Source organism: Chryseobacterium sp. UF-290 (assembly GCF_058245615.1).
The window spans coordinates 26083-45747 of the sequence record NZ_JBSICB010000013.1 but is presented as its reverse complement, the minus strand read 5'-3'; the positions used below and the strand labels follow the sequence as shown (position 1 = coordinate 45747).

Below are 19665 nucleotides of genomic sequence, written 5' to 3'. Positions count from 1 at the left end.
TGCTGATTGTTTGTTATGCCATTCTTGTCTCCCTGCTACCTACTACCTGAAATCTACCACCTAAAAAAAGCCCTGTCAAGAAAATTCTCAACAGGGCTCTGTATTATCAATTCAAAAATGAATTATCCTTTTTTAGTGTGCGTACTTTTAGGAGCTGATTTTGCAGCTGATGTAGCTTTTACTTTTGGAGCAGCAGGCTTTTCCGTTTTTGGAGCCGCTTTCTTAGTTGCTTCTTTTTCAATGCTTACTTCTTCAGCCGGTTCACCTTCCAGTGTTTCAGGCTCTGCTTTTACAAAGCTTTCAGGAGTGATATATCCTGCTTTGTGAAGAATATTGTACCATTGAGCCAACTTCTTTATATCAGAAGAATACACTCTTTCCGTATCATAGTTAGGAAGAGAGGTCAGCATAAATTCTTTCAGGTCTGCATCTGAAGATTTGTGAGAAATAGTTTCCTTATAATCGTTGTTTTTAGCAATATTTTCAAAAACTTCGAACAAAGGAACTTCTTTATCAAATGTAAACATGGCAATATTGTCCAATAAACTTACCTGGCTTGAGTTTCCAATGCTTACTTTTTTCTTTGAGGTAACATCTTCAATGATGAATCCGTTTCTTAATTGAGAAACTAATTTGTAAAGTCCTGGCTTTCCAGAAATTGAAATTATTTTTTCTAACAGCATAATTTTATTTTTTGTAAATTCTGCAATCAGCATTAAGCTTTTTGCGTTTTATTATTTCTTTTTATCCTTGTTTAAATTATTTTGGAAATCTCATTTTGTAACCGATGCTTACGTCCCCCTGAGAGATTTTTGTAAGTTTTCCTTTTACCAGCTTCTTTTTCAAAGCGCTCAGGTGATCGGTAAACAGAATCCCTTCAATGTGGTCATATTCATGCTGAATTACGCGGGCTCTAATATCGGAAAAAGTTTCTGTATGTTTCACAAAATTTTCGTCATAATATTCAATAACGATCGTACCCTTTCTTTTCACATCTTCTCTTACATCCGGAATAGACAGACAGCCTTCGTTGAACTTCCATTCCTCACCGGATTCTTCAAGGATTCTGGCGTTGATGAATACTTTCTTAAACTCTGCCAACTCATCTTTAATATCCTCATAATCCTCATCTTCTGCAAGAGGAGTCACATCGATCACAAACAGACGGATATCCAAACCGATCTGAGGCGCTGCAAGACCAATGCCATTCGCGCTGTACATCGTTTCGAACATATTATCTATCAATTCCTGTAATCCGGGATAGTCTTTGTCTATATCTTTTCCCACTTTTCTCAAAACAGGATCTCCAAAAGCTCTTATCGGTAATATCATCTTAATCTTTGTTCTAAAAAATTCTGCAATATGATGGTTGCACTTACTTTATCTATTAATCCTTTTTCCTGCCTCTTTTTCTTGTTCTTTCCACTTTGGGAAATAAAAAATGAAGCCATTTTGGACGTAAATCTTTCATCAAGACGGTGGACTGCAATATCTGAAAATTCTTTTTTAAATGCTTCAATGAATTTTAAAATATCCGTTTCCACTTCTGAAATGTTTCCTTTCAAATCTATGGGAAGCCCAATCACTATTTCATCTACCTTGTTTTCACTGAAATATTTTTTCAAAAACTCCATTAGAGAACGGTTCTCAACAGTCTCCAGCCCACTGGCTATAATCTGCATATCATCCGTCACAGCGATGCCACAACGGGCTTTTCCGTAGTCTATTGCAAGGATTTGTCCCATAAGTCTGCAAATTTAGTAAAATTTACTGATTTTATTCATAACGCAGTTTTTTTATGTAAATCATGTTTTATTCCATTATTTTTTTTATAATTTTAATCTTCCAAAAAACAGATATATGAAGAGACTCATCCTCGTTAGACATGCAAAAAGCGACTGGCCGGAAGAAACGGAAGACTTTGACAGACCTTTGGCAGACAAAGGTTTGGAGGATGCTATGAACATGTCCAGATTCTTAAAAAACAATAATATTACTATCGATCATTTTATATCGAGTCCGGCAGTCCGTGCCCTGAATACCTGTAAAATTTTCAATCAGGCCTATCAGCTGCACTGTTCTACTGATGAAAAGCTGTACAATCCTTCGGAAAGAAGTTTTGAATCTGTAATTTATAGTCTGGATGACAAGCTAAGTTCAGTGGCTTTCTTCTCCCATAATAATGGAATTTCCAATTTTGCCAATTCCATTTCTGAAGATATTTTTCATTTCCCAACCTGCGGAGTAGCCGGCTTTGAAGTGGACTGCAATTCCTGGTCTGAATTTGATGGCGCCAAAAAGAAACTCCTTTTCTTTTATGAACCCGGGAAAATATAACTTCATCCCAACAATTCTTTATGCAGCAATATTTATTTTCTTTTTTTCATGCCAGAAAAAAGAGAAAACTTATTTTGAAACGATTGCAGTAAATGATATAAGGCTTCCTAAGCCTAAACCGGGGAACTGGAGATACAACCATCAGGAAAAATTTCAGCAGTTTGAAGATTTTCAAAGAACAAAAAAGATAAAGCCTGAACCTGGAAAAAATACGATCTACCTTCAGCCGATCGGAGAGTTCAGTGAACTTCAGAAAAAGGAAATAGAACTTACCAAACGATATTTAAAAATATACTTCCAGCTGGAAACTAAAGTTCTGCCCGCCTTATCCAGCACTATTTTTCCTAAAAATGTAAAAAGAATCTCTGACGAAGGACAGGAGCAAATATTGGCAGGCTATGTTCTGGACAGTATTTTAATCAAGAGAAAGCCCAAAGATGCCGTGGTACTGATGGGCATTACAGAAAGAGATCTTTTCCCCAGACCGGAATGGAACTATGTTTTCGGGATGGCTTCTTATGAAGATGGTGTGGGAGTAACTTCAATGTACAGATTTGCTGGCGGTCATTTGACGGATTCCAATTTTAATGAGAGCCTTCTAAGATTAATGAAGATCAGTTCACACGAGATCGGACATATGTTTGGAATCAGCCACTGTCTGAATGCCAATTGTGTGATGAACGGAACCAATTCATTGCCGGAAACGGATTATCACCTCGCAAGAGCCTGCTCATTGTGTCAGAGAAAACTGAATTCAAGTATGCATTATGATAACAGGAAAAGGGTACTTGAGCTAAAAAATTTCTTTGAAAAACAGCACCTCAATACAGAACTTTCTTTAGCACAACAGGACCTCAATCTGCTACAGTAAACCAATATCTTTTACAAACTACACATTCTCCCTCCTTTTGGAGAAGTGGCAAAAAATTTATTTTTTGACGAGATAGTTCAGCTTTTGTTAAAGTCATTATTTGCTGTATACAAAAAAGAACGGACCCAAGCCCGTTCTCTATAGAAGATTTTTACCTTTTTAACCTTTTCACCATTTATTTTCTCTTCAGATCCAAATCATCAAAATCGAAGCTGAAATCCGTAACCTCTGAAATAGCTTTCAGTCTTGCAGACTGCGCCTTACCTGTTTCATCATAATCGAAAATAATATAGGCATCCGCATCATAGCTTCTGTCATCCCATTTGATAATAAAAGAGTTATTGGAATAAGGAAGCAATTCTCCCTTTAATCTAGGAGAGTTTTTACATGCAATTCTATAGGTATTTCCCTGTTGCGTAATTTCCACATCCCCAAACCAAACGTCATTATAAGTTCCTGCAAACTGCTCCGCTTTTGGCTGAAGTGATTTTTCTTTTTTAAATGCTTCAGATTTTGCAAATGCATCTTTCTTTTGTTTGTTAAAATCCGCTTCCATTTTAGACATTCTTTCGCTGTATGTTTTCAGCCAGTTCCTGTCTGCTACTCCAAGATAAGAGTCCTTTACCGTGTTGGTAATCGTATTGAATGCTGCTCCGGACTGTTGATTGGTCAATACTACAATTCCCAGCTTCAGATCGGGGATCAGGGTAAACTGTGTTACCGTCCCAATGAGTCCGCCGGTATGCTGTACCTGCTTATGGCCTTTAACATCACTTAAGAACCATCCTAACCCATATCCATAGAAGCTTGTATCATAAGGATTTTTTGCGGCCACTCTATCAGGGATCTGCAAACTCCAAAGCTGCTGAACATTTTTATCTGAAACCAATTTCTTTCCGTCTTTGGTTGTAAAGTTATTCAACAGGCATTCTGCCCAGGTCGTCATATCCTTAATATTGCTCATGATACCTCCTGCCGCGTTGCCTGTTTCATTCCAGTCGTGGGGAACAGCAACGGCCTTTCCATCTACAGGAGCGTGAGCATCAATTTTGTTGGTGGCAGCTTTAGCCCTGTTGTAGCTTCCAAAGCTGGAAGTCATTCCTACAGGCTTCATAATTCTCTGCTCAATAAATTCCGCCCAGCTCAATCCGGAAATTCTGTGGATGACCTCACCCGCAACAATGAACATAATGTTATTATAGTCTAATTTTGTTCTGAAAGGGTTTTCCGGCTTCAGATATCTTACATTATGAATAATATCATTAACAGTCAGGCTTCCTCCTTCCGGAAAAAACATCAGATCTCCCTGACCTAATCCCAGTCCTGCTCTGTGAGTAACCAGATCCTTTATGATCACGTTCTGAGACACATACGGATCATACATCTGAAACTCAGGAATATATTTTGAAACTTTATCATCCCAGTTTAATTTTCCTTCATCAGCCAGGATCGCTAATGCTACACAGGTAAATCCTTTGGAATTGGAAGCAATCCCGACCAGCGTGTTGTCATCCATAGGTTGCTTAGTTGTAAGAGAACGTACTCCGAAACCTTTGGAATAGGTTACTTTACCATCTTTTACAATTCCTACTGACATTCCCGGAACATCGAAGGTTTTCAGGGTATTCTGGATCAGTTCATCCAGCTTTTTCTCTTCAACCTGCGCATTAGCCAATCCTACGGTCAAAAGAAAAATGAAAAAAGAAAGTTTCTGTTTCATTGTTTTTTTTAATTTTCCCAAATTTAGTAAATATGATGCTAACTTTGCAGGTGTTAAAAGTTTACTTATTTTTTCCAATAAATTAGTTTTACCATTCATGAAAAAGTCTATTTATATTTTTCTTCTATCATTTTTTGCGGCCGGTTTCATAAAAAGTCAGGACAGAAGTTCCAGTCCTTTACTTTTACAGACCTGGAACCTGAAAAGTATGGATACCCATATTTACACCTATGAAAAACAGAATGCTTTTGAGAAAAGGAGACAGGGGCTCAGATTTCAGAAAAATGGAAAGATCACAGGAAATCTGAACAGCTCGCCTTACAGATATGATACACTGGAAGATGTTGCTCCTAAAGATTTAAATTTTGAACGCTATATCGGAGACTGGAAAAAGGTTTCAGATACTACACTTACCCTCCTATTCCCATCCAATGCCAGTATGAACGGTACTTTCATTATTTCCAGACTTACAGAGAATGAGCTGAAGCTGAAAAGGGTATTCAGTGCGGATATAGACAAGAAACTCGATTCTATACGCAGAACGAAAATCATCTCCTATTGACATTCCTGAAAAAGCTATATAAGAAAACTGGCCCTCAATACAATTTTTTAAAGCTTTATATTTGCAGTCTAAAATAGTAAACAATGGCAGTAAAAAGATTATTGGCTCTATTCTTACTGATGATGAGCTGTAATTTATATTTTTCCCAGGAAGTAACCATCAAGGATGATAAAGTTCTTTTGGACGGGAAACAAATCCTGAAAGCAGAAAAGATCAATGTTGCCCAGTATTCATTTTTTTCCATGAAAGATGATGAGGAAGTTCTTCTTTACAAGTATATGGACAATGAGACACCAAGATATGTAAATGATGATTATTTTATCCTGAATTTTCTAACCGAAAAGATCAAAGTGGAATCTACAGATATGGCCAAAATATCCAATTTTATGAATTCTAAAAAAGGAATGGAAAAACTGGTAAGATGGCTGTTAAAGGAAAGGGTAATCAATCATGATGGAGAGCTTAACTCTGACCGTGTAGCGGTTTTTAAAGATAAATACCACGAAAACATTACTGAAAGAACCCTAAGATAATGACAAAAATCCTTCTTCTTTCCGATTCTCATTCCTATATTGATGACCGGATCCTGGAATATGCTTCTCAGGCTGACGAAATATGGCATTGTGGAGATTTCGGGAGCCTGGATGTGATTGAACAGCTTGAAAAAGTAAAGTCTCTGAAAGGCGTTTACGGAAATATTGATAATGCTAAGATTCAGGCGGAATTTCCGGAAGTCAACCGCTTCTTTTGTGAAAAACTGGAAGTTTTGATGATCCATATTGGAGGTTATCCCGGAAGATATACCCCTTTAGCCAAAAAAGAAATCGCAGAAAAGGCTCCGAAATTATTTATTTCCGGACACTCACACATTTTGAAAGCGATGTATGATGAAAAAAATAAGCTGCTCCATCTGAACCCCGGTGCATGTGGACAACAAGGCTGGCACAAAGTGAGAACGATGATGCGGTTTGTAGTGGATGGCGAAGAGATTAAAGATCTGGAGGTTATTGAACTGGGATCTAGGGTTTAACAGGCTGAGAAGGTAAAGAAAGCAGGAAAAGCGAAGATGGTGATAAGGGAAGTAAGAGTGTGAAAAAGGATTAAATCGGAGACTTTCCTAATAAAAAGGATATAGATTGATTGATCATTTATCAAAATTATGAAAATTGGTGATAAGGTTTCGGTAGTAGATGAAGATTTAAACGGAGTTGTGACTTCCGTGAAGGGAAATATTGTGGTTTTTAAAGACGAATATGGCTTTACTCATCAATATGCTAAAGCGAAACTCGTTCCCAAGGATGGTGATCTTTATGATAACATCAGAGTCGTAAAAAAAGCGGAGCCTAAAAAAATTGTTTCTAAAAAGCATCAGAAAAATCATTTGGTTTTGGACCTGCATTTTCATAATTTGGTAAAAAATCCTGGTGATTATGACAGTTTTGAAAGATTGTTTATGCAAAAAGAAAAGCTGATCGAAGTGCTGGAGTTTTGCAGGAAAAATAATTTAAAGAGACTGGAAATTGTTCATGGTATCGGTGACGGGATATTGCAGAGAATGGTTTGGGATGTATTGGAAAGCCAGGTCAATATTGATTTTTATAATAAGGAAATACTTCACCACCAATCAGGTGCAGTAATGGTAGAATTTCACTAAATTTGCAGGAATTGAAATATGAACGTACTTAATTTACTTTTTACCAAAGACGGATTGATCTACCAGATTGTGAAAAACAAAAACATTCTGGAAGAAAGGTCTTATTTTGTTACGGAAGAGACATCAGATCATCTTATAGAAGAAAAGCTTGATGAAGTTCTTATCAAACAGCGTTTTGATGAAATCCAGGTAATTTCTGCATTTAATCATTTTACCCTGATGCCTGAAGGCTTTTCCCAGCACGATACCGGCTTTGACCTGATCGCTTTTAATGCTCCCGCTGATAAGGAGCAGGAAGAGCTGATGCTTTCGATCAACAAAAAATACGGGATCCAGTTTTATTATACCTTTCCGAAGGATTATTATAAGAAAATAAAGGAGCTTGCGATACCGGTGCACTTTAATTTCTCCGGAGAAAAATTTCTGAGCTCGATCAGCAATAAGAACAATAAGGAAATTCATATCAATCTTTACCATAATCAATGTGAGTTTTTTGCCATTGATAATAAGAAGATTATACTTTACAACAATCTGGATGTAAACTCGGAAGTCGATTTCCTTTATTTCATTATGTTTACTTTAAGCAAAATAGGTTTCGGAATCAATGAAACCAGCTTTTATGCTTACGGTGAGACTACGGAAAACGAAACGTTTATATCTGAGCTTCAGAAATTTGTCAAAAACCTGAAAATTGTATTTGACAATATTCCCAATAAGAATTTTATACTCAATTAGGTTGCAGGCCGCAGGTAATAAAGATTACATCTTAAAAAATATCCACCTGCCACCTATAATCTACTACCTAAACCCTAATACAACATGTTCAGAATAATATCAGGCAAGTGGAAAGCCAAAAAAATTGCCGCTCCAAAAAACTTTGAAGTAAGACCTACAACTGATTTCGCTAAAGAAGCTCTATTCAGCATTCTGGAAAACAAATATGATATGCAGTCGATTTCTGTGCTGGATCTTTTCGCAGGGATCGGTTCTATTTCATTGGAATTTGCTTCCAGAGGATGCCAGGATATTACTTCTGTCGAAATGAACCCGAAACATACCGCTTTTATCAACTCCACGGCTTCGGATCTTGACATGTCCCTTCAGATCAATGTGCAGAGAGGAGATGTATTTGACTGGCTTAAAAAGTTCAGAAATAAAAAATCTTTCGAGATCGTTTTCTCAGACGCTCCTTTTGAAATGGAAGAGAAAAAGTACCACGAACTGATCTCTTTGGTTTTAAACAATAAATATTTAAAAGTAAACGGAGTTCTTATTGTAGAGCATCAGAGCCGTATGAAATTCGAACATCCCAATTTGATAGATACCCGAAAATACGGAAACGTGAGTTTCAGTTTTTTTGAACCGAATAAAGAAGATAATCAGGAACTTTAATTCCTAGTTATTTTTTTTGAGATTACAGGAGATTGTTCTCCCCATCTTGTAATGGCTTCCAAAACAGGCAGCAATGTTTTTCCAAAGTCTGTTAATTCGTATTGAACAACCAAAGGAGGTTTTTCTGTGAAGACAGTTCTGTCAATAATATCGTCATCTTCCAACTGCTTAAGCTGAAGGCTTAATGTTCTTTCCGTAATGGTAGGAATAGATTTTCTTAATTCACTGTATCTTTTGGCTCCGCCAATCAGGTGATGTAAAATCACAGCTTTCCATTTACCGCCTATAAACCTCATCGTGACGCTTGTACAGCAAGGATAGGACTTATTATCTACTGTATACATTGATACTATCATTTTTTACCGTTATTGCAAAGTTAATAAACTTAAATTAATTTTGTAACTATAAAAATGATAGTATAAAATTATGAGCTTTTTATCCCAAATGAAAAACAGGTATACTGTAAAAAAGTATAACCCACAGACCAAGATCAGTGAAGAACAAATTACCGAATTGAAAGAGATTCTGAACTTAAGCCCTTCTTCCATCAACAGCCAGCCATGGAACTTTATTTTTATCAATGATCCGGAGCTGAAAAGGCAATTAGGTGACAGATCTTACTTTAATAAAGAAAAAGTTTTGGAAAGCAGCCATCTGATCGTATTCCAGGTGATCAAAGACGTGGAGAGCTTTGAAAAACAAATTGAAGAAAACCTTCCGGAAGGATCTGTTAATTATTACAGAACCATGGTAAAGCCTAAAGGAGAAGCTGCCATAAAATCATGGTTAGGACATCAGGTTTATTTGTCATTAGGAGTACTGCTTTCTGCATGTGCGGCTATGGGGATCGATTCTACTCCAATGGAAGGAATTGAGCCTGAAGGATACGATGTCATTCTGAACAACGAAAAATACGAAACACTATTTGCCGTAGCCATTGGTGAAAGAGACGAGACAGATGCCAATCAACCCAGGTTCAATCCAAAGAAAAGACTGAATGCTGAAAAAGTGATTATAGAAGCATGATTTTTAATCTCTGTTAATTAATCAGATTATGCAGATTTTTCCAAGTATCTATTAGTATGTGGAGAGCTTTTCACCCATTTATTTTTCGCAAATTAAGGATCATCCCATAGTTTTCATCTGCTAAATCTGTAAAATCTGCGAGAGATAAAATACAAAAAGCTGTTTCAGGGGAAACAGCTTTTATTTATAATACTTTTAATTCCAGATCAATTGTCTTTCCGAAGAATTTCTTTGAGATCTTCTCAAAATTCTTGGTAAGATCCGAAAGATAGAAATGATAATTCGGCTTAGGATTGTTATCATTTAAAAGGTTGTATTTATCCAGAATGATTTTCAGGTGATTGGTGACAATATTGGGTGAATCGATAACACGGACCCTGTTTCCGTAATACTGCTTGATCTCATCAATCAAAAGAGGATAATGTGTACAGCCCAGGATCAGTGTTTCAATATTCTTTAATTTATTATTGCTCAGATAATTGTAGATGATAGCATGGGTGATCGGATGATTCTTGAATCCTTCCTCAATCGCAGGAACCAGCAATGGAGTTGCCAGCTCATCCACTTTGATCCACTTATTATGCTTGCGTATACTTTTCTTGTATAGTCCGGAATTCACTGTTGCTTTGGTCGCAATTACTCCCACGTTATTGTGTATTTCGTAAGATACTTTTTCAGCAACCGGATTAATTACATCGATTACAGGAACTCTGCCGGCAACTGACTGCATCACTTCATTCAGGGCGTTCGCTGTTGCCGTGTTACAGGCGATTACAATGGCTTTACAGTTCTGCTCCAGCAGGAAGTTGGTGATTTTTGTAGAATACTCAATAATGGCTTCCTTAGATTTCTCGCCATAGGGAAGATGCTTTGTATCTCCAAAATAGATGAGATCTTCACAGGGAAGGAGTCTCTTGATTTCTTTGGCAACGGTAAGACCTCCTACCCCGCTGTCGAAAATACCGATAGGCTGGCTGGGTGAAAGATGGGAATAATCCTGTTTTTTAGTTTTCAAATGAGTTGAAATTTTATACAAAAATAATGAATAATTGGATACTTAATGAAGATTACTGATTGAAAATATTTTGGGGATTTGTATCGAAATATATAGCGTAGTAAACCATCATCCCTATCTATATCTAAACAAATAACCGTCTCAATTGTTGAGACGGTTTATTTGTCAATTTGTTTATTGAAATTACATTATTCTCTTTTATTAAATATCTCTGTAATACCTCTAACAAATAGAATATCTAGACTACAAATTATTTAATACAGTTTATACTTTCTAATTTGCGTTCTTCGTACTTTTTATAAAATAAAGTCCTTAAAGAGTCTATATATTTATTTAAATCTGCACTTTCATAAAAGTCTAATGCCTTTTTGAATGTCATTGTTGTCTTGATATTGGGATTATCCGTTGGCATCTCAGGAGGATAGTCCTTTTTTAACCACCTATTAATCATTTTATTATAATTATCATCTATATATGAAGGGTGTTCTTTTGAGTAAAAGTCCATAAATAGACAATCTTCTTGAGCTAATTCAGTAGAAGACAAATCAAATAATGAATCACATTTTTTTATCTGGTATTTCTTTTCCTCCTGTTTAATGGATTTTTCATAAAAATCAATAAAGGCATACCTTTTATGCTTGGATAATAATATTTCGATTTTCTTTTTATCCTCTTCTTTTATACCTTTTGTACCGCAAGCACAATAAATCAGCATGCATAATATCGGAAAGGCGAGAATATAACGTGGATATTTCATTTTAATAAAATTTATTATAGTGCTTCTCATAATATCTATTTCCCAATCTTGGATTGCCATTATTTCTAAATACGATATCTACATGATAAACTTTTCCTTCTGGCTTATATTGATCCAAAAATTGTACAACAACACCAAATTGTGACATATCAGGTCCCCCATTAAACGAAATAAATCTTGCATTTATTGCTTCATAAAATCTAGTGGCAGAAGTATAATATTTTTTCCCGTTTATTCCATTGTAATCACCACCTATATTAATATTAGACTTTTCAAATGCTACACTCATCCTAATTGCACAAGTATTTGTATACTTAGAAGGATCTTTTAGATATTCTTCATAAAGTGCACCTCCAACTTCTTTATATACAGAAAGTGCATCCGGATATTTATCATAAGTCGGATAATTTTTACCTAGCAATTCTATTTCATCATCCGTAAGACGTCTTTTAGCGGATCCCCACTCTCCTTCCATTCTATGCATCACATGATTAAAGCCAGCTACAAAGAAGCCATTCATTGCACCTTGCCAAAAGTTGCCTCCGGCAAGAACAGAGCCTACTCCACCAGAAATAGCACCTGTCAATATGATTCCTGTATCACTTCTTAGAGGATTAAAGTCAAAAAGAGCGTCACTAGGAGCTTTTAATAAATCTCCTGTTAAACTGGCAAATGCACCACTTGCTGCACCACTCCAAAAGCTTCCTCCACTAAAAGTAGAAATAACTCCCATGCTTATGGCATGTGCTCCGGCACGTCCAATCACGACTCCCACAGGTCCCAATGCTTTAGCAATGCTTGCCACCTGAAACAGGGTCCCTATTCCAAAAGACAATGCTCCACTGATCATTCCGGTAATCGCTGCAGAAGAAATAGATCTGAAGAATCCATTGACCGACCAATTCCCTTTTATCAATGCTGTGGCAGTATAGGTAGCAGCCGTTATAGCAATCGCAGAGAATGCCGCTTTTGCTATAAGAGCAATAAAAGGAGCAAACGCAAATTCTCCAGTCGGATCATTGAACATTAAAGGATTATTCAGTACATATCCATATTTATTATAGTTCTGCGTATTGTAAATATCCTGAATGTTTTCATCTGCATTTAAAAATCTTCTTAAAAGAGGATCATACAGTCTTCCATTCATATGGATGATACCTACTTCTGCAAAATGCTCATGACCGGTATATCCTCTGTCTAACCATAATGGAGTATTGTTGATAATATTTTTATCTGTAATAATAGCTCCGCTTCCAATCTGAAGATGGGTAAAGTTCCCCCATGCATCGAAGTGTCTCTGTTCCAGCTTATTTCCTGCATCGTCACTGATAGCTAAAATACTGCCTAAATAATCCTTATGCAAAAACTTATAAGTTCCACTGCTCTCTGTATAGTTCTTTATATAGACAATATCACTCTCGTAAGGAGTTCCTCCTATATATAAAATATGCTTTTCCTTGCCTGTTACATTATCTTTAAGGACCTCAAAGCTTCCATCTTCGCTATAGTATTTTGTAAATTTACCTTCCTGGTCCGGATCAAAGTTACCACCATAGCTCACTTGCTGCCTCATGCTGGTAAGGCCATACTGGAATGAAACATCCCCTTTCATACCATCAATAAACACAGGGTCATTATTTTCATTGTAAGCGATGCTCTGGATCAGGTCATTATTATAATTCTGAATTCCAGCGGCATTCAGAGTCATTCCTGTCGCCTGGTAGATTTTTGCAGGATTTTCATATTTTATTTTTCCTACCTGATCATTTTCCAGGATTCTTCCTTTATCATCATAAACATTGAGGAGAGCATTCTGTACTTTAACTCCAGTTACCGCATTAGTCCAATTGACCAGTCTATTATCATTATCATAATCAAAGGATTCTACAATATTAAAATCTCCACCGGTAGTTCTGCTTTTAAGCTCATTTTTGATCGCATCAAATGAATAAGTAAGCTGAAGAATACCTGGCTTTACAGCAGAAGAATGATTAACACTTGCTAAAAAACCATTAGCACCATAGGTATTATTAATATTAACAGCTCCCAGTTTGGCTTGTAATACTTGTCCTTTGGCATTCGTTGTCTGAAGCTGCCACAATATTTTTCCGGAATTTTTATCTTTTACCTGATAAAGATCTCCACTCCATGCATTGTAAACATTCTCAATATTTACCTTGGTTATTACACCTGAAGAGTACAGCTGCTTTTCATAAGAGATCACCTTTCCTTTATCATCATAAGTGATACCTTTCTTAATAAAGTATTTGTCATTGCTACTTTCAGAGGATGAAAGCAGTCTTCCCTGAGGGTCATACACCACGTTGGAACTATAGCTTTTACCCTTTGATGTCCCTGTTTTGGAAATGACTCTACCTTTATTATCATAAGTATAGGAAATGTTTTTATTGGTAGCCTGTCCTCCATCTGTAGTCGAAAGCTCTTTTTGGGAAATTAGCTGACCTAAATCATTGTAGATATACTCCTTTATTCCTTTTGGGCTTACGGTTCTCTTTGGTTGTCCGAAACCATTATATTCATATTTATATATTCCGTTTGAGGGATCATTATATTCTGATTTTCTTCCCCATGAGTCATACTTGGTGATTACAGCATTTTCTGCATACTGTGCCTTGATCTGCTCTCCCGCTGCGTTATAAGAGAATGTAATAATTCCTCCTTTATCTTTTGAAGAAATCACATTCCCCAATGCATCAGTGGTTTTAGAGGTTGTCCTTCCATAATCCGCAGGATTTATTTCCGTTATAGTTACTGTCAGGCCGGAAACAGTGGTTTCCGTTTGTTTACCGTTAAACGCAGTGGCTTTTACTTTGGCCGGAAATACGGAATCATCATACGCTATACTGTTCCACTGATTCACACTTTGTCCTTCAAAATATAGCTCACTTTCATTAATCTTTCTTCCTAGAACATCATATTGTATATCTTTGGAAACAAACTGTCCCTGTCCAAAGGCTTTGGTAGATGTTTTATATTCTTGTCCTAGCCTGTTAGTGTATTTCTTGGTGATATTACCATCAGGATTGTACTGAGTAATAAAAATATTGGAATTATTATCCCTTTCATAGTGATAAGTAGTTGTTCCTCCTAAATTAGCCTTAGAGGTTAACAATTTACCCCACTCATCGTATGTGTTAACAATCGTATTTCCTAATACGTCAATTTGCTTTTTGATCTGTCCCCAATCACTGTATTCGATATTGGTTTCCAGTCCCAGATGATCTGTTTTCTTCACCACGAATCGCCCTTTTGGATCATATACCGATTGGGTTGTTTTAACTTGAGCATCCAGACTATTATCGATTATCTTTTTGGTAATATTCCCAAAACCATCATAAGTATAGGTTTCCTGCAGATAACCTGTATTGTCGCGATTCCAGGTTTTTAGGGTTTTTAACAGGTTATTTTCATAGCTATATTCTTCCTTGGCAGATTTGACATCACCATAAGCCTGAATGATATTTGTTTTAGATTTCAGGCGTCCAACAAAATAATCTGATCCAACCCCTGAAATGTTATGGGTATATTCAGACGTAGAGGTTGTAATACCATAACCATTGTTAACATTAGAAACAGTCTGACCAGGAAGATAATACTCTCCATAGGTAATGGTACTGGTTGTAACAATGTTTGTTAAAAAGTCCTTGGTTCTGGTGGTCTTCGGAACAATAGCTGTTACAACTTTTGGTTTGTCCGCATCAGAAACAGAAGTTACTACCTGATTATTTAATAATTTATCCGTTTGGTAGATAGTAGATTTAAAACTTAAAAGCTGAGTGTTATTTTCAGAAATATCACTCGGGAAGATTTTACTTTCGTCATTTGTTCGTATTGACCATTCTTTTGCCGGAAGTCCTTCATTTTCAATATCAATCTCTGCACCTGACCAGATTTTGGCATTTTCAAATCCATCTGCATACCATGAAGAACGAGCGGTTTGATAGTAACCTATCATTCCTCTTCCCTGCATGTGTACCGTCATTCCTCTGTATCGGAAATCCTGTTTTCTTCCTTCCTGCTGTAGCTGAGATACAGCATACCCTCTGTCTATTCTGTTTAAAGAGAAATAAGGATATAGCTCGCTTTTTGTATTCTTATAAAAACTAGGATTAACTGTATTATCAGGAACGATTTCCAAATATCTAACAGATGTAGTGGTTCCTCCCTGAGTGATTGACTGTATTCTTTTTAATTCATCTACTCCTGTAGGAGCCTTTATTTTAAGTACATTATCTTTTCTGAATAAGAAAACGTTATAATAGTTATTATTAGATCTTATCACATTGGTTATCGGCTGGTAAATGGAAAGATCGTCATAAGGCTGAACTATGGTAAACTGAGGCGGAGTCGGAAAGGTGTAGATATTCTGGGTTTGAAAATCTATGGCTCCAAAAGTAGGAGATCCTTTCGAGATTAATCCGTTTACGGTAACTCCTATTGTTCTGGAAGTATCATTTAATTTATTGGAATAAGACCAAACCTGAACAATATCTGATTTACCATCCGCATTGAGGTCAGAAATGGAATACATTGTTCTGCTATATCTTAACCAAGCCCCATTAACTTGACTAGACTCATTTTTATATGTTAAGAAGTCAGGCTTAAAAGCTGTATTAAAACTTTTTCCTGTTCCTAAGTAAAATTTCCAATCATCTTTACCTACTTTTCCTTCAGTAAGAGGCAGCGTAAAATCAAGTTTTCCATCTCCGTTGAAATCTCCGAATAATACAGGAAATCCATTTCCTTTAGTTTCTTCAAGATTTCCGGTAAACTTAATTTTCTTCAGATACTGATTGGATGCTGTTTTTGCAAATTCAAAAATTGTATAGGCTGTATTGGATACATTGATAATATCTATTTTTCCATCATTATCTACATCCATATACTTTTGGTCCGTATATGAGCTTTCATTAATTCCGATATCTAAAGTATAGGTGGCTAAAGGATTATTTTGATTCTTTAAATCCACAATAAAGTTCCCTCCCAGAAAAGTGTAGCAGTTCAGTACACTACACAGAGGAGGACGGTTAGCAGTATCATTAGACACTTCCTTATTCACGCAGTTAGGATCTTGTTCCCATTGGCATTCCTCTCTTTCTATAGTAACAAAAATATCAGAAATTCCATCTCCATTCACATCTCCTTCATTTAATTTTGCTGTAACACGACAGCCTGCAGGTGGAGGGCTACTTTTCGTACAATCAGATTCATCATAAACCAATTTTTCAAAAACTTTCACAAAAGTATTATTTCTGAAAGCGTATACAGAGAGTTTACCACCTGCATATTCTGCAACTCCATTACCATTAACTACCTTTCCTGTTTCATCCAGGAATGTGTTAACAACAACAGAAGTGGAATTAAAGATCTTATTGGTCTGAACAACATTAAAGTCATCATTAAAAACCCCTAACTTTATAGTTCCATCCATCATTACAAAATCAAGGTAAGCATCACCGTTAAAGTCTCCGGTAAATTTAACCTTATCAAATAAAGCCTGGCTGTCTATATTCCAGCCACTGATAGATGTTGGGTTTTGAGCAGGATAATCAAATACAACAGGGTTAGCTGATTCGCCTTGAGAATTAGATTCAGTAATTTTTTTGACGTATTGATATCCTGTAGAATCAGTAAAATATTCCGGTACATATTTCTTAAAAATCTGTCCGTTCGTTTTTACGATAATATCTTTTAAAATCTTGGTTTGGGTGAACAAAGTCCCGGGACCGTTGATATAGGAACTTTCCGGAATGTTTCTGTCATTATAATCGAATAGAATTTCATTGAAAGAAGCTGTTCCCAGTTTCTCATTTCCTCCCCAGGTAATGGATTTAATAATACTGATATTCTCTTGCTGATCATAGGTATAATTGATCACATTTCCCTGAGCATCCATCCATTTTACGATACTAAATCCCAGGCGGTTGGCAGCATTATTCCAATTGGACTCCGTTCCTCCGTACCAGGCTTGGGAACCGTCTTCAAAGGTTACCTGCCAATATTGCGGCTGCTTCCAGTTAGACATAGTCCCAAATGACTTGATTTTGATATTGGAGTATTTTTCTGTAATATATTCAGCTCCGTCCTTTCCGTATTCACCGGATTTCAGGATTAATCTATCCCCGTTAAAGCTATAATAATCAGAAAAATCAATCTGAATACTTTTTACTTCTCCATCTTTTTCGATATTTTTTCCTGTTCTAGAAATAGATGTTATGCCTGATAAACTCCAGCCATAACCAGCAATTCCATTTCCTGAATCACTGGAATACACAAGGTTTATTTGAGGAGCTACACTTTTAACTCCTGGTGGTAAAGCAATAGGTAAAGTAAATTGTAATTGGCCTCCACCGGCAACTTCTATATTTCCTTTTGTATCGTGGAAACTCTTGCCTACAGGAACTGTCGTACCACTTGGATTACCAGCTCCTGCATTCGAATCAGTAGGCCCTCCACCCGGATTCTCCGTAGCAGGACCAATTTTTGCTACAAAGGGATTTGAAACCTCTGCTTTAGCATGGAACCCCTGAGCCAGTACCACTGTCTGTGGATCCTGAACCGTCCGGGATACCGTTTCTGCCTGATACAGTATAGTCTGTGAAAAACCCAACACTGAGCACAACGACAGTATCAATGATGAAAAAAATTTCATTTTAGTATTTATAATGATGTTTAATAAATTAGAAATAATATCTAGAGTACAGAATAATTATCCAATACTTTTATTTTTAAAAAGCTCCTCTAAATCTATCTTTTTGTAACATTTCTACCAAAGACTCTTCCATCTTTTAAAGTAAAACGGAGAATATAAACTCCCCAATCATATCCGGTCATATTGATTTTGACTTGACGATTGAGTGCTGGAATATTCTGTTGCTGGAATTTCCAGTGGACTGTGCTATGCTGGTAAAGTGAAACGGATTCTATCAACCCATCTACTTCTTCAGTCCAGTCTATGGTAAGGTAATCATTCACCGGAACCGGATAGAGCCTGATCTGCTTCCAGAACATCTTTTCATCAATGGCAGGCACTTGGTTGACAATAGCTGTGGTTTTTGCCTGTTCCCCAGCTTTTTCTGTAATAAGCTCTTCAGAGGCTTTCTTCCCTGCTGCATCAGGACCTCTGTATCTTTGGTTTCCTGCTTCATCATATTTGAAATAGACTTCGGTTTGGGAAAAACCTAAAAATCCTATCAACAGAGAAAATATGGAAAGTAATTTTCTTTTCATTTGCATTATTTTTTTTGTGATAAGAACTGTTGAACCTGCTGTTCCAATTTTTCAATTTTTGCAGATTGGACTTTCAAAACCTCATTTTCATCCTGAAGCTGTTTAATCTGTTTATTTTGTTCGATTGAATAAAGAGTAAGTTCTTCTATTTTTTCCAAAAGCTTAGCATTCATCTCACCCAGATTAATTCCTTTTTCAGCTACTTCTTCTGCAGATGGAATATTAGGAAGATGTCCTTTTTGCATAATATACTTTTCTATTTCGTCCAATGAATTTAGCTTATATCCATTTTCAAAAACATAATCCGGCCAATTCTGTAAATCTACTTTGACTTCTTTCGCATGAACCATACCATTTACATCCAACTTATTGGTTGGATTGCTTACCCCAAGTCCCATATTTCCATTATCCAATACAGAGAAGTTAGAAGTTTTCGCATTGATATCAAAACTGCCATAATAGATTCCTTTGGGAAGATTATACAAAGGGTCATTAATCGACACTGAAGAAAGACTTAATCCTGCAGCATCCTGATAAGATCCTGTATTTGATATTATTTCTGCACCAGTATAATAGTACAGAGTTCCTCCTCTCAAATAAACAATAATATCATTATTTGCATTTGCAGCAAGAATCCTTCCTACAAAGCCTATTTCCTTAGAAGTACTGGACGGAGTTTCAAATCCAAATGAAAAATTATCAACACGTAATCCGTTACCTCTTGATCCCCAACCATTACCAATACCGGTTATTGAAACAATACCATGGGCTAACCAATCTCTTCCTTCATGAATACTTGGTCTGGAAATAAAAAAAGTCTTATTCCCACCATCTCCTGTTACTGATCGAAAGCTTACAGGTACGTACTGAGCTTGAGTTCCGGTAGTTGTGAAACTTGAAAAAGTCTGGGAATGAATTAGCCCAAAATGAATAAGAAATAAAATAAATAAAAATCGAGTCATTATTTAACGTTTAAAATTGTTTAATTTTTATGTTTTTAAACATCTCCCACCTTATTACTAAAATTACATAATGTAGATTTACAACCTAACACACATAATATGCAAAAGTATACTGTTG

General features: G+C 36.3%; 19 protein-coding genes. 9 read left to right on the top strand and 10 right to left on the bottom strand.

Features of this window, described 5'->3' with window-relative positions:
* Positions 1-122 precede the first annotated feature (122 nt).
* From AC4IF5_RS15145 to ruvX, 3 genes are all read right to left on the bottom strand, one after another.
* On the bottom strand, positions 123-683 hold the full coding sequence (locus AC4IF5_RS15145) for a DUF5606 family protein (RefSeq protein WP_490735913.1): 561 nt from the start codon (positions 681-683) through the stop codon (positions 123-125).
* A gap of 76 nt (positions 684-759) precedes the next feature.
* On the bottom strand, positions 760-1332 hold the full coding sequence (def, locus tag AC4IF5_RS15140; RefSeq protein WP_490735911.1) for a peptide deformylase: 573 nt from the start codon (positions 1330-1332) through the stop codon (positions 760-762).
* Positions 1329-1745, bottom strand: coding sequence for a Holliday junction resolvase RuvX (gene ruvX, locus AC4IF5_RS15135; RefSeq protein ID WP_490735909.1), 417 nt, complete (start codon positions 1743-1745; stop codon positions 1329-1331). The genes def and ruvX overlap by 4 nt, the downstream gene beginning before the upstream one ends.
* A 115-nt stretch (positions 1746-1860) precedes the next feature.
* Here ruvX and AC4IF5_RS15130 point away from each other — a divergent pair, with 115 nt between their 5' ends.
* Together AC4IF5_RS15130 and AC4IF5_RS15125 are read left to right on the top strand one after the other, a co-directional pair.
* Positions 1861-2337 carry a SixA phosphatase family protein gene (locus tag AC4IF5_RS15130; protein WP_490735907.1) on the top strand — a complete coding sequence of 159 codons (477 nt, stop codon included), beginning with the start codon at positions 1861-1863 and terminating at the stop codon, positions 2335-2337.
* Positions 2318-3208: an archaemetzincin gene (locus AC4IF5_RS15125; RefSeq protein ID WP_490735906.1), complete on the top strand. Its 891-nt coding sequence runs from the start codon at positions 2318-2320 to the stop codon at positions 3206-3208. The genes AC4IF5_RS15130 and AC4IF5_RS15125 overlap by 20 nt, the downstream gene beginning before the upstream one ends.
* A 175-nt stretch (positions 3209-3383) precedes the next feature.
* On the opposite strand, the gene AC4IF5_RS15120 is transcribed toward AC4IF5_RS15125, so the two are convergent.
* Positions 3384-4928 carry a serine hydrolase gene (locus tag AC4IF5_RS15120; protein ID WP_490735904.1) on the bottom strand — a complete coding sequence of 515 codons (1545 nt, stop codon included), beginning with the start codon at positions 4926-4928 and terminating at the stop codon, positions 3384-3386.
* Positions 4929-5025: 97 nt separating this feature from the next.
* Here AC4IF5_RS15120 and AC4IF5_RS15115 point away from each other — a divergent pair, with 97 nt between their 5' ends.
* The 6 genes from AC4IF5_RS15115 (at position 5026) to AC4IF5_RS15090 (ending at position 8536) form a co-directional block, all read left to right on the top strand.
* Complete coding sequence (locus tag AC4IF5_RS15115) at positions 5026-5490, top strand: hypothetical protein (RefSeq protein ID WP_490735903.1); 465 nt, start codon at positions 5026-5028, stop codon at positions 5488-5490.
* An 83-nt stretch (positions 5491-5573) separates the two neighbouring features.
* Complete coding sequence (locus tag AC4IF5_RS15110; RefSeq protein ID WP_490735902.1) at positions 5574-6023, top strand: hypothetical protein; 450 nt, start codon at positions 5574-5576, stop codon at positions 6021-6023.
* Positions 6023-6520, top strand: coding sequence for a metallophosphoesterase family protein (locus tag AC4IF5_RS15105; RefSeq protein ID WP_490735900.1), 498 nt, complete (start codon positions 6023-6025; stop codon positions 6518-6520). The genes AC4IF5_RS15110 and AC4IF5_RS15105 overlap by 1 nt, the downstream gene beginning before the upstream one ends.
* Before the next feature lie 129 nt (positions 6521-6649).
* Positions 6650-7144, top strand: coding sequence for a DUF8465 domain-containing protein (locus tag AC4IF5_RS15100; protein WP_490735898.1), 495 nt, complete (start codon positions 6650-6652; stop codon positions 7142-7144).
* Positions 7145-7162: 18 nt separating this feature from the next.
* A complete protein-coding gene (locus AC4IF5_RS15095) occupies positions 7163-7879 on the top strand; it encodes a DUF3822 family protein (RefSeq protein WP_490735897.1) in 717 nt (238 codons plus the stop codon).
* A gap of 84 nt (positions 7880-7963) precedes the next feature.
* Positions 7964-8536, top strand: coding sequence for an RsmD family RNA methyltransferase (locus AC4IF5_RS15090; protein ID WP_490735895.1), 573 nt, complete (start codon positions 7964-7966; stop codon positions 8534-8536).
* Here AC4IF5_RS15090 and AC4IF5_RS15085 read toward each other — a convergent pair.
* Positions 8533-8880 carry a winged helix-turn-helix transcriptional regulator gene (locus AC4IF5_RS15085; protein ID WP_490735893.1) on the bottom strand — a complete coding sequence of 116 codons (348 nt, stop codon included), beginning with the start codon at positions 8878-8880 and terminating at the stop codon, positions 8533-8535. The genes AC4IF5_RS15090 and AC4IF5_RS15085 overlap by 4 nt on opposite strands.
* Positions 8881-8962: 82 nt before the next feature.
* Between AC4IF5_RS15085 and AC4IF5_RS15080 the strand changes: the two genes are divergently transcribed.
* Positions 8963-9562 (top strand): nitroreductase family protein, encoded by a 600-nt coding sequence (locus tag AC4IF5_RS15080; protein WP_490735891.1) that lies wholly within the window; start codon positions 8963-8965, stop codon positions 9560-9562.
* A 184-nt stretch (positions 9563-9746) separates the two neighbouring features.
* Here AC4IF5_RS15080 and murI read toward each other — a convergent pair whose 3' ends face one another.
* The 5 genes from murI to AC4IF5_RS15055 form a co-directional block, all read right to left on the bottom strand.
* Entirely contained in the window at positions 9747-10577 is an 831-nt protein-coding gene (gene murI / locus AC4IF5_RS15075; protein WP_490735889.1) for a glutamate racemase, read from the bottom strand.
* Positions 10578-10827: 250 nt separating this feature from the next.
* Positions 10828-11334, bottom strand: coding sequence for a hypothetical protein (locus tag AC4IF5_RS15070; protein ID WP_490735887.1), 507 nt, complete (start codon positions 11332-11334; stop codon positions 10828-10830).
* Position 11335: 1 nt separating this feature from the next.
* Positions 11336-18007 (bottom strand): SpvB/TcaC N-terminal domain-containing protein, encoded by a 6672-nt coding sequence (locus AC4IF5_RS15065; protein WP_490735885.1) that lies wholly within the window; start codon positions 18005-18007, stop codon positions 11336-11338.
* 95 nt (positions 18008-18102) lie between these two features.
* Entirely contained in the window at positions 18103-18585 is a 483-nt protein-coding gene (locus AC4IF5_RS15060) for a T9SS type A sorting domain-containing protein (RefSeq protein WP_490735883.1), read from the bottom strand.
* Between the two features lie 5 nt (positions 18586-18590).
* The gene (locus tag AC4IF5_RS15055) at positions 18591-19547 is read right to left on the bottom strand and encodes a hypothetical protein (RefSeq protein WP_490735881.1); all 957 of its coding nucleotides are present in this window, start codon (positions 19545-19547) and stop codon (positions 18591-18593) included.
* Positions 19548-19665: the final 118 nt, after the last annotated feature.

Excerpts from the sequence above, each read along its gene's own strand:
- AC4IF5_RS15145 (WP_490735913.1), bottom strand. The coding sequence starts at position 683 with ATGCTGTTAGAAAAAATAATTTCAATTTCTGGAAAGCCAGGACTTTAC.
- def (WP_490735911.1), bottom strand. The coding sequence starts at position 1,332 with ATGATATTACCGATAAGAGCTTTTGGAGATCCTGTTTTGAGAAAAGTG.
- ruvX (WP_490735909.1), bottom strand. The coding sequence starts at position 1,745 with ATGGGACAAATCCTTGCAATAGACTACGGAAAAGCCCGTTGTGGCATC.
- AC4IF5_RS15130 (WP_490735907.1), top strand. The coding sequence starts at position 1,861 with ATGAAGAGACTCATCCTCGTTAGACATGCAAAAAGCGACTGGCCGGAA.
- AC4IF5_RS15125 (WP_490735906.1), top strand. The coding sequence starts at position 2,318 with ATGAACCCGGGAAAATATAACTTCATCCCAACAATTCTTTATGCAGCA.
- AC4IF5_RS15120 (WP_490735904.1), bottom strand. The coding sequence starts at position 4,928 with ATGAAACAGAAACTTTCTTTTTTCATTTTTCTTTTGACCGTAGGATTG.
- AC4IF5_RS15115 (WP_490735903.1), top strand. The coding sequence starts at position 5,026 with ATGAAAAAGTCTATTTATATTTTTCTTCTATCATTTTTTGCGGCCGGT.
- AC4IF5_RS15110 (WP_490735902.1), top strand. The coding sequence starts at position 5,574 with ATGGCAGTAAAAAGATTATTGGCTCTATTCTTACTGATGATGAGCTGT.
- AC4IF5_RS15105 (WP_490735900.1), top strand. The coding sequence starts at position 6,023 with ATGACAAAAATCCTTCTTCTTTCCGATTCTCATTCCTATATTGATGAC.
- AC4IF5_RS15100 (WP_490735898.1), top strand. The coding sequence starts at position 6,650 with ATGAAAATTGGTGATAAGGTTTCGGTAGTAGATGAAGATTTAAACGGA.
- AC4IF5_RS15095 (WP_490735897.1), top strand. The coding sequence starts at position 7,163 with ATGAACGTACTTAATTTACTTTTTACCAAAGACGGATTGATCTACCAG.
- AC4IF5_RS15090 (WP_490735895.1), top strand. The coding sequence starts at position 7,964 with ATGTTCAGAATAATATCAGGCAAGTGGAAAGCCAAAAAAATTGCCGCT.
- AC4IF5_RS15085 (WP_490735893.1), bottom strand. The coding sequence starts at position 8,880 with ATGTATACAGTAGATAATAAGTCCTATCCTTGCTGTACAAGCGTCACG.
- AC4IF5_RS15080 (WP_490735891.1), top strand. The coding sequence starts at position 8,963 with ATGAGCTTTTTATCCCAAATGAAAAACAGGTATACTGTAAAAAAGTAT.
- AC4IF5_RS15070 (WP_490735887.1), bottom strand. The coding sequence starts at position 11,334 with ATGAAATATCCACGTTATATTCTCGCCTTTCCGATATTATGCATGCTG.
- AC4IF5_RS15065 (WP_490735885.1), bottom strand. The coding sequence starts at position 18,007 with ATGAAATTTTTTTCATCATTGATACTGTCGTTGTGCTCAGTGTTGGGT.
- AC4IF5_RS15060 (WP_490735883.1), bottom strand. The coding sequence starts at position 18,585 with ATGAAAAGAAAATTACTTTCCATATTTTCTCTGTTGATAGGATTTTTA.
- AC4IF5_RS15055 (WP_490735881.1), bottom strand. The coding sequence starts at position 19,547 with ATGACTCGATTTTTATTTATTTTATTTCTTATTCATTTTGGGCTAATT.